The organism is Roseateles sp. P5_E11 (assembly GCF_054049355.1).
The window spans coordinates 1-1,213 of sequence record NZ_JBFUMO010001001.1 but is presented as its reverse complement, the minus strand read 5'-3'; the positions used below and the strand labels follow the sequence as shown (position 1 = coordinate 1,213).

At 67.0% G+C, this 1,213-nt stretch carries 3 protein-coding genes; 1 reads left to right on the top strand and 2 read right to left on the bottom strand.

Annotated features, from left to right (window positions below; genetic code table 11):
- On the bottom strand, nt 1-179 hold a 179-nt coding region (locus ACXJKR_RS32890; protein ID WP_457326436.1), incomplete at its 3' end, for an alpha/beta fold hydrolase.
- Nucleotides 180-223: 44 nt separating this feature from the next.
- Between ACXJKR_RS32890 and ACXJKR_RS32885 the strand changes: the two genes are divergently transcribed.
- A complete protein-coding gene (locus ACXJKR_RS32885) occupies nt 224-994 on the top strand; it encodes a 3-hydroxybutyrate dehydrogenase (protein ID WP_056197930.1) in 771 nt (256 codons plus the stop codon).
- Here the strand turns inward: ACXJKR_RS32885 and ACXJKR_RS32880 are convergent.
- A partial coding sequence (locus ACXJKR_RS32880) for an SIMPL domain-containing protein (RefSeq protein WP_457326435.1) occupies nt 995-1,213 on the bottom strand: 219 nt, incomplete at its 5' end.

The window sequence follows — 1,213 nt, the reverse complement described above, 5'->3', positions numbered from 1 at the left end:
CGATAGCGGTCGCTCACGGCGCGAGCCAGGGCGTCGAAGTCCCGCCCCTGCCGTGACAGGCCATGCACGCAGACCAGTACCGGTGCGTCGGCGCTCGGGCCGGCCCACTCCCAATAAGCCATCCGGTGCAGGCCGGTGCTGTCCAGGCAATTGACGAAGCGCAGTTGGGGCTGGGTCATGATGCAATCCTTTGAGTCATCCTAGCAACCAAGAAGGACCCTCCATGTTGAAAGGCAAGACCGCCCTCGTCACGGGCTCCACCAGCGGCATCGGCCTGGGCGTGGCCCTCGCGCTCGCGCGCCAGGGCGCCAACCTGATCCTGAACGGCTTCGGCGACGTAGAAGGCCCCAAGGCCGAGGTCGCGGCGCTGGGCGTCAAGGTGGGCTATCACGGCGCCGACATGAGCAAGCCGGCCGACATCGCGGCCATGGTGGCCTATGCCGACGCCGAGTTCGGCGGCATCGACATCCTCGTCAACAACGCCGGCATCCAGCATGTCGCGCCGGTGCAGGACTTCCCCGTAGAGAAGTGGGACGCCATCATCGCGATCAACCTCACCTCCGCCTTCCACACGACGCGCCTGGCGCTGCCCGGCATGCTGAAGAAGAACTGGGGCCGCATCATCAATATGGCCTCGGCCCACGGCCTGGTGGCGTCGGCGCAGAAATCGGCCTATGTGGCCGCCAAGCATGGCCTGGTCGGCTTCACCAAGAGCATCGCGCTGGAGACGGCGACATCGCCGGTGACCGTCAACGCCATCTGCCCCGGCTGGGTGCTGACGCCGCTGGTGCAGAAGCAGGTCGACGCGCTGGCCGCAAAGGACGGCGTCAGCAACGACGAGGCCAAGCGCCGCCTGCTGGCCGAGAAGCAGCCGTCGCTGCAGTTCACGACGCCAGACGAACTCGGCGCCCTGACCGTCTTCCTGTGCTCGGACGCCGCCATCAACGTGCGCGGCCAGGCCTGGGCCATGGACGGCGGCTGGACCGCAGTTTGATCATTTCGTCAGTTGCACTGAACCGCTGACATTCACCGTCACGGTCGCCTTGCCGGCTTCGGTCGGCAGCGCCATGTCGGCGGCTTCGGCCTTCATGCGCATCACGCCCATCATCGGGCGCGGTCCGGCTTCGTCACTGTTGATGCTGACCTCACCGACGACGTAGCTGCCGTAGCCGAACTGCCTGGCGTAGTCCGCCGCCCTGGCCCGGTAGCGCGC

What these genes read in the sequence shown, in the direction of transcription:
- ACXJKR_RS32885 (WP_056197930.1), top strand. Translation starts at nt 224, where the DNA reads ATGTTGAAAGGCAAGACCGCCCTCGTCACGGGCTCCACCAGCGGCATC.